The 7,866-nt window shown below is 65.3% G+C and carries 8 protein-coding genes; 7 read left to right on the top strand and 1 reads right to left on the bottom strand.

All coding sequences use genetic code 11. The annotated features are described in order from the left end of the window. The 6 genes from mfd to DBR34_RS11005 all read left to right on the top strand — a co-directional run. Positions 1-2,186: transcription-repair coupling factor (mfd, locus tag DBR34_RS22700; RefSeq protein WP_258223821.1), on the top strand; the 2,186-nt coding region annotated here is incomplete at its 5' end. An 82-nt stretch (positions 2,187-2,268) separates the two neighbouring features. Further along, positions 2,269-2,790: a hypothetical protein gene (locus tag DBR34_RS11020; RefSeq protein ID WP_038689572.1), complete on the top strand. Its 522-nt coding sequence runs from the start codon at positions 2,269-2,271 to the stop codon at positions 2,788-2,790. 51 nt (positions 2,791-2,841) lie between these two features. Then, positions 2,842-3,447: an HD domain-containing phosphohydrolase gene (locus DBR34_RS11015; protein WP_258223820.1), complete on the top strand. Its 606-nt coding sequence runs from the start codon at positions 2,842-2,844 to the stop codon at positions 3,445-3,447. 144 nt (positions 3,448-3,591) lie between these two features. Further along, a complete protein-coding gene (locus DBR34_RS22695; protein ID WP_258223819.1) occupies positions 3,592-3,795 on the top strand; it encodes a hypothetical protein in 204 nt (67 codons plus the stop codon). Positions 3,796-3,822: 27 nt separating this feature from the next. Beyond that, on the top strand, positions 3,823-4,437 hold the full coding sequence (locus DBR34_RS21780; protein WP_308812531.1) for an RHS repeat-associated core domain-containing protein: 615 nt from the start codon (positions 3,823-3,825) through the stop codon (positions 4,435-4,437). 5 nt (positions 4,438-4,442) lie between these two features. Next, positions 4,443-4,760, top strand: a complete 318-nt coding sequence (locus DBR34_RS11005) for a hypothetical protein (protein ID WP_128096824.1) — start codon at positions 4,443-4,445, stop codon at positions 4,758-4,760. Positions 4,761-4,935: 175 nt separating this feature from the next. Here DBR34_RS11005 and DBR34_RS11000 read toward each other — a convergent pair whose 3' ends face one another. Then, positions 4,936-7,032: a M13-type metalloendopeptidase gene (locus DBR34_RS11000; protein ID WP_128096823.1), complete on the bottom strand. Its 2,097-nt coding sequence runs from the start codon at positions 7,030-7,032 to the stop codon at positions 4,936-4,938. A gap of 120 nt (positions 7,033-7,152) precedes the next feature. On the opposite strand from DBR34_RS11000, the gene DBR34_RS10995 reads away from it, so the two are divergent. Continuing rightward, a complete protein-coding gene (locus tag DBR34_RS10995) occupies positions 7,153-7,569 on the top strand; it encodes a hypothetical protein (protein WP_128096822.1) in 417 nt (138 codons plus the stop codon). Positions 7,570-7,866: the final 297 nt, after the last annotated feature.

Here is a 7,866-nt window from a genome sequence, read left to right as displayed (position 1 = left end):
CCAACAGCCGCTTTGCGATCACGGTGGCGCCGCTGGAAGACGGTTTCGCGCTGGACACGCCGCAGATCGCGGTGCTGACCGAGCGCCAGCTGTTCCCCGAACGTGCCGGCACCACCCGCCGCAGTCGCCGCGTGGGGCGCGAGCCGGAAGCGATCATCCGCGACCTCGGCGAACTCACCGAAGGCGCGCCGATCGTCCATGAAGACCACGGCGTGGGGCGCTACCGCGGCCTGATCGTGCTCGATGCCGGCGGCATGCCGGGCGAGTTCCTGGAGATCGAATACGCCAAGGGCGACCGCCTGTACGTGCCGGTGGCGCAGCTGCACCTGATCAGCCGCTACTCCGGCGCATCGGCCGAGACCGCGCCGCTGCACTCGCTGGGCGGCGAGCAGTGGAGCAAGGCCAAGCGCCGTGCGGCCGAGAAGGTACGCGACGTGGCCGCCGAATTGCTGGAGATCCAGGCCCGCCGCCGCGCCCGCGCCGGGTTGGCGCTGCACGTGGACCGCTCGATGTACGAGCCGTTCGCGGCCGGCTTCCCGTTCGAGGAAACCCCCGACCAGCTGGCCGCCATCGACGCCACCCTGCGCGACCTGGCCAGCAGCCAGCCGATGGACCGCGTGGTCTGCGGCGATGTCGGCTTCGGCAAGACCGAAGTCGCCGTGCGCGCCGCGTTCGCCGCCGCCAGCGCCGGCAAGCAGGTGGCCGTGCTGGTGCCGACCACGCTGCTGGCCGAGCAGCACTACCGCAACTTCCGCGACCGTTTCGCCGACTGGCCGCTGCGCGTGGAAGTGCTGTCGCGCTTCAAGACCACCAAGGAAATCAAGGCCGAGCTGGAGAAGGTGGCCGCCGGCACCATCGACGTCATCATCGGCACCCACCGCCTGCTGCAGCCGGACGTGAAGTTCAAGGACCTCGGCCTGGTGGTGGTGGACGAGGAGCAGCGTTTCGGCGTGCGCCAGAAGGAAGCGCTGAAGGCGATGCGCGCCAACGTGCACCTGCTCACCCTCACCGCCACCCCGATCCCGCGCACCTTGAACATGGCCATGGCCGGGCTGCGCGACCTGTCGATCATCGCCACCCCGCCGCCGAACCGGCTGGCGGTGCAGACCTTCATCACCGCCTGGGACAACGCGCTGCTGCGCGAAGCGTTCCAGCGCGAACTGGCCCGTGGTGGCCAGCTGTACTTCCTGCACAACGACGTGGAAAGCATCGGCCGCATGCAGCGCGACCTGGCCGAACTGGTGCCCGAGGCCCGCATCGGCATCGCGCACGGGCAGATGCCCGAGCGCGAGCTGGAACGGGTGATGCTGGACTTCCAGAAGCAGCGCTACAACGTGTTGCTGTCGACCACGATCATCGAATCGGGCATCGACATCCCCAACGCCAACACCATCATCATCAACCGCGCCGACCGCTTCGGCCTGGCCCAGCTGCACCAGCTGCGTGGCCGCGTGGGGCGCTCGCACCACCGCGCCTACGCCTACCTGGTGGTGCCGGACAAGCGCGCGATGACCCCCGACGCGCAGAAGCGCCTGGATGCGATCGCGTCGATGGACGAACTGGGCGCCGGTTTCACCCTGGCCACCCACGACCTGGAAATCCGCGGTGCCGGCGAACTGCTCGGCGAAGACCAGAGCGGCCAGATGGCCGAGGTGGGCTTCAGCCTGTACACCGAACTGCTGGAACGCGCGGTGCGCAGCATCCGCCTGGGCAAGCTGCCCGACCTGGATGCCGGCGAAGAAGTGCGCGGGGCCGAGGTTGAACTGCATGTGCCCGCGCTCATTCCCGACGACTACCTGCCCGACGTCCACACCCGCCTGACCCTGTACAAGCGCATCAGCAGCGCGCGCGACACCGATGAACTGCGCGAGCTGCAGGTGGAGATGATCGACCGCTTCGGCCTGCTGCCCGACCCGGCCAAGCACCTGTTCGCCATCGCCGAACTCAAGCTGCAGGCCAACGTGCTGGGCGTGCGCAAGCTGGAGCTGGGCGAGAATGGCGGGCGCATCGTGTTCGAGGCCAAACCGGCCATCGACCCGATGGCGGTCATCCAGATGATCCAGAAGCAGCCCAAGCTGTACACCATGGACGGCCCGGACAAGCTGCGCATCAAGCACCCGCTGCCGTTGCCCGAAGACCGTTTCAGCGCGGCCAAGGCCCTGTTGTTGACCCTGTCGCCACGCTGATCCCCGCTTTCCCTGTGACCCTCCGCTTCTGCGGGCCGGAGGGTTTTTCGCCTGTTCTCTGCCCGCGACAAGGAGAGTTGCTTTGAAACGATTCCGTACCCTGCTGCTGGCTGCCAGCCTCGGCCTGTTGAGTGCCTGCGGTGGCAGTGGCAGTGGCATGAGCGCCAGCGAATACCTCACCGAGAACGTCGCCTTCTGGAACGGCGCTGCCAGCACCGTGCAGGAGTGGACCGTCGGCAACAAGAGCGAGCCGCTGCAGAAGGCGCTGGCCACCGGCGAGGGCCTGGACACGCTCAAGCCCGGCCTGGAACGCGCCCGCACCGAGATGCAGCAGTACCTGACCCGCATCGACCAGATGCCGCCGGACGAGGATGCCAAGGACGTGCACCAGAAGCTGCGCGCCTACGTGCAGAGCGCCGAAGAGATGTTCGGCATCCTGGTGGAAATGGCCGCGCTGCCGGCCGACAAGACCAAGGAGCAGGTCATGCCGCTGGCCGAGAAGCTGCAGACCGTCGGCAACCGTATCGATACGGAAATGCAGGCCCTGGACGCGGCGCAGGATGCGTACGCCAAGAAGCACGGCATCCAGCTGCAGAGGCATTGATTCCGCCGTTCCCGGTCGCTTCGGCGACCGGGAGCGTGGCCAGTATTTCCCGTGACCGATCACTCCCCCTACGCCTCCCCCGCCGCATTGGGCTGCTCCATCGATGCGTTGTCGATGTCCCTGCAGCTGCGCGATGCCTACACCCGCCATCACTGCGACCGCGTCGGCCTGCTGGCCCGCTCGCTGGCCCGGCATTGCAGCCTGGCCCCCGATCAGTGCGACCAGATCGAACTGGCCGCCTGCTTCCACGACATCGGCAAGATCGGCATTCCCGACGACGTGCTGCTCAATCCCGGGCGGCACGATGATGCCGAGCAGGCCATCATGCGCCAGCACCCCGAACACGGCGAACGCATTTTCCTGGCCACCGGACGCGCCGACGCCGCCGACGTGGCCCGCCTGATCCGCGCGCACCACGAAGCCTTCGACGGCAGCGGCTACCCCGACGGCCTGCGCGGCGAGAGCATTCCGCTGGGCGCGCGCATCCTCACCATCGTCGACGCCTGGGACGCGATGACCAGCGACCGCCCGTATCGCGATGCGATGGAGCGCGGCCGGGTCATGCGCATCCTGGACGACGCGTCCGGCGGCATGATCGACGCCTACCTGCTGGGTGCCTTCCAGGACCTGCTGCGGCGCGAACCGGCGCTGGCCTGACGCACACGGTCTGGCCGCACGCACGCGACGGAATGGCCGTGGTTTGACAGGGGGTCGCCACGTCGCTCCGCACTGAAGTCGACGGCCATTGCCACCTTTGGCCTCCTCCTCGAACTCCGATTCCGAGAACTCCCGTCCTGTGCCATGAATGCCACGCCTTACTTCAATGCTCTTTCAGGGATTGGAAGGATGCGCAGGTTCGCAAGAGCTGCAGGCGGCGTGCCTATTGGTTTCATGGAAATTGAAGGTTCTGTTCGAAAATTGGGTACGGCAGGCACTTGGTACTGGTTCGTGCTGTTGATTTGCGTTGGTGTGCTGCCAAACGCAGGCGCACAGACAGTCACCTAGATCCATACCGACGCACTGGGGTCGGTAGTGGCGGAATCGGACGCAAGCGGTAACGTGGTTAAGCGCTTCGACTACGAGCCTTATGGCGTCGTCGTGGGCGAGAAGACCAGGGATGGGCCCGGGTACGCGGGGCATGTCAGCGACTCGGCCACCGGGCTGAGTTACATGCAGCAGCGCTACATGGATCCGCAACTGGGCATGTTTCTATCGACAGGTCCTGTCGCGGCGTACCAGAGGCCAATTGAGCAATTCATTCAGTACCGGTACACGAAGGGGAATCCGTACAAGTTCACTGACCCGGATGGACGGCAAGCGAATACGAACTCTTTGCCTTCCATTTTTCCTATCCCGATACCCAATCGCTTCCCCGACGGGCCATTGCCTACAAAGCCCAGCGGCGAGCCTGCGCCAGACCCGGACGCGGCCGGGCCTCACACGCAACTTGGCCAGCGCGACGGCAGAAACGGAAAGTACGATCAGGCCAGAGAATTTGATGGCAGCGGGAGGCCAGTTAAGACGATTGATTTTACTGATCACGGCCGACCGGGTAATCATACGAACCCGCACGAACATCCCCATGAACCGAGCGCTACAGGAGGTACGCCTTCACGTGGACGAGCACGACCGCTTAACGGAGGTTGAAAGTCATGACAGAAATGGTTTGGGGATTTCCAATTACAGGGAACGCCGTAGTTGACGCACTAAAGTGCAACTTTCGATCCGATGAGCTTTGGCACGTAGTGCATATGGATGTGCCATCGGGAATGGCGTCAGCGACGGCGCTGAACGAACTTCGAGAGAAGATGACAGGTGGACCGGTAGAGATGGTCACGGCCGAGCTCTGCGAGGCGCTGGCCGGTGCTCCGCAAGTCTGGGTGTTGGACATTCGACTGGCGTCGGACAATGCAGTTCAGCTCTACATCGAGGATGGCGAAGTGTTCGAGGCGAATTTGAACCACGCGTAGTGTGCGGGTTCGACTCCTTCTTTGTAGATATGGCAGGCCGTAGATCTGGTGTGCCCGTCCACATCGGAGATCGCTAGAACCAAAAAACGCCGCGATCCCGAGTGGGATCGCGGCGTTCTTGTTGAACTGACAGTACGACGTTGGGCGGTGTCTTGTTCCACTCAACGCGCTGCGATCACCAGATCGCAACACGCTTGTCGTCGGCACGCACCATCGCATCGCCCGCCTTGCACTCGAACGCCTTGGCATAGGCCGGCATGTTGGACGGTGCGCCGTTGGCGCGGAAGTTGGCCGGGGCGTGCGGGTCGGTGTTCAGGCGCACGCGCAGCTCGCCTTCGTTGAAGTTGCGGCGCCACACGGTGGCCCAGTTCATGAAGAAGCGCTGGTCCTGGCTGTGGCCGTCCACGGCCACGTTGGCCTTCGGGTCTTCCTTCAACGCCATCTGCAGCGCGTCGTAGGCCACGGTCAGCCCGCCCAGGTCGCCGATGTTCTCGCCCAGGGTCAGCTTGCCCTTCACGTTCACGCCCGGCAGCGATTCATAGCCGTCGAACTGTGCCACCAGCTGGTCGGTGCGGCCGGTGAAGGCCTTGCGGTCGCTGTCGGTCCACCAGTTGTCGAAGTTGCCGTTGGCCGCGAACTGGCTGCCCGAGTCGTCGTAGCCGTGCATCATTTCATGGCCGATCACCGCGCCGATGCCGCCGTAGTTCAACGCCGGATCCGCCTTGGCGTCGAAGAACGGCGCCTGCAGGATGGCGGCCGGGAACACGATCTCGTTCTTGGTGGCGTTGTAGTAGGCGTTGACGGTCTGCGGGGTCATGCCCCACTCGGTCTTGTCCACCGGCTTGCCGATCTTGTTCAACATGTAGCGGTAGTTGAACGCGCGCGCGGCCTGCATGTTGCCCAGGTAGCTGTCGGCGTTGGTTTCATAGCCCGACCAGTCGCGCCACTTGTCCGGGTAGCCGATCTTCGGGGTGAAGCTGGCCCACTTTTCCAGCGCCTTCTTGCGGGTGTCCTCGCCCATCCACTCCAGCTTCTCCAGACGCGCCTTCAGCGCCACCGAGAGATTTTCCACCAGGTGCTGCATCTGCACCTTGGAGTCGGCCGGGAACACCGCGTTGACGTACAGCTGGCCGAGGCCTTCGCCGATCGCGCCATTGACCGACTCCAGCACCCGCTTCCAGCGCGGCTGCATTTCCTTCTGGCCACGCAGGGTGGTGCTGTAGAAGTCGAAGTTGGCCTTCTCGAACGCGCTGCTCAGGTACGGCGATGCATCATCGATGGTGTGGAAGCGCAGGTAGGCCTGCCAGGTGCTGGCCGGCACATCGGCGAGCATCTTGTCCACTTCGGTGAAGAACGCCGGCTGGGCCAGCGAGAACTTCTGCGCGGCCGGCACCTTGAGGGTGTCAAACAGCGCGGTCCAGCTGAAATTCGGGGTCAGTTTGTCGGCTTCGGCGGCGCTGACCGGGTTGTAGCGCTTGGCCGGATCGCGCAGTTCGATGCGCGACAGCGAGGCCTTGGCCAGACGGGTTTCAAAGTCCAGCACGGCCTTGGCCTCGGTCTTGGCCTGCGCGGCATCCACGCCGGACAGGGTCAGTGCCTGCGCGATATAGGCCACGTATGCGTCGCGGATCTTGGCCTGCGCATCATCGATGTAGTAGCCCTTCTCCGGCAGGCCCAGTCCGCCCTGGCCGACGTAAGCGATGACGTTGGCCGAATCCTTGTAGTCGGCATTGGCCGACAGCGAGAACAGCACGCCCTGGCCCTGCGCCTGGCTGTCGCGCAGGTACTGGGTGATGGCGGCGGTGTCGTTCAGCGCGGCGATCTTGTCCAGCTGCGGCTGCAGCGGGGTGATGCCGGCCGCTTCGATCTTGGCCTCGTCCGAGCCGGTGCGCCAGATGTCACCGATCTTGGCTTCCACCGAACCGGCCTTGGGCTTGCTGGCGGCGGCCTGCTGCACCAATGCATGCTGCACTTCCAGCGAGCGCTCGCGCAGGATTTCGAAGCTGCCCCAGGTGGTCTGGTCGTTGGGCACCGGGTTGGCGGTGAGCCACTTGCTGTTGACGAAGCCGTTGAGGTCCGTGCACGCGGCGATCGACGGGTCCAGGTCGGCGCTGTTGAGCGAGATCAGCGCGGTCTTGATCTGCGACTGATCAAACGCCGGCGTGGCCGCATCGGCGGACGCGGCAGGCGCGGTGTCATGCTTGCCACAGGCCGCCAACGAGGCGGCGATGGCGATGGTCAGGCCCAGCGGGACCAGGTTGCGGACGTTCATGGCGAGTCTCCAACGGCGAATCACCCAGCGTAGCCGCTGCGGCGATGGCGGGGACCGGCCAAAGGTCACAGGTGGCGGTGGCCGGCGCACGCACTGAGAACATCGGTATCATCGCCGACGATGAATTACCTCACACTTGCCACCACGCAGCCGGATCCGCTGCAGCTGTACACCGGCCGCCTGGTCGGCGATGAACACCTGCCCGACGCCGTAGCCGCACAGGTCGCGACCGCGCCGCGCGCGCATCTGCTGGCCTGGTCCGCCGCGGAGGCCGGCCTGGTGGGGTTCAGCCAGAACGCGCAGAACCTGATCCTGCCCTTGCCGCTGGTGGGCGCTGGCATCGGCATCATGAAACCGGCCAAGGCCCGTGGCTTCGTCACCCTGTTCGTGTCCACGGCCGAACAGGGCGTGATCAGTGCACTGGGCAGCCCCACGTTCCAGCAGGCGACGCTGGATGGATTGCTCGCGCAGCAGGACGCGCTGGCCGCGCTGCTGGGCTGCAGTGTCACGGTAGAAGACTGGGGCTACGACTGCTGACGGCGAACGTCAGCAGGCCAACGCCCGCCTCCCACCCGGGTAGAGCCACCCCATGGGTGGCTGTGCGTGACCCCTGCATCGCGTGCAGCCACCCATGGGGTGGCTCTACCGGCGGAAGGCAGAACCCTGTGGAGAGGCGGTGTGTATGGCAACCGGCATCCCGAGGGGGTAGAGCCACCCCATGGGTGGCTGTGCGTGACCCCTGCATCGCGTGCAGCCACCCATGGGGTGGCTCTACCGGCGGAAGGCAGAACCCTGTGGAGAGGCGGTGTGTATGGCAACCGGCATCCCGAGGGG

The sequence above is a fragment of the Stenotrophomonas sp. HMWF003 genome (assembly GCF_003061285.1).
GTDB classification, from domain to species: Bacteria; Pseudomonadota; Gammaproteobacteria; order Xanthomonadales; family Xanthomonadaceae; genus Stenotrophomonas; species Stenotrophomonas maltophilia_AP.
Note: the sequence above shows the minus strand (reverse complement) of the source record. Positions and strands in the feature narration are given on the sequence as shown.

Coding starts and splice junctions, on each gene's coding strand:
- DBR34_RS11005 (WP_128096824.1), top strand. CDS start 4,443: ATGACAGAAATGGTTTGGGGATTTCCAATTACAGGGAACGCCGTAGTT.
- DBR34_RS11000 (WP_128096823.1), bottom strand. CDS start 7,032: ATGAACGTCCGCAACCTGGTCCCGCTGGGCCTGACCATCGCCATCGCC.
- DBR34_RS22695 (WP_258223819.1), top strand. CDS start 3,592: ATGAATGCCACGCCTTACTTCAATGCTCTTTCAGGGATTGGAAGGATG.
- DBR34_RS10995 (WP_128096822.1), top strand. CDS start 7,153: ATGAATTACCTCACACTTGCCACCACGCAGCCGGATCCGCTGCAGCTG.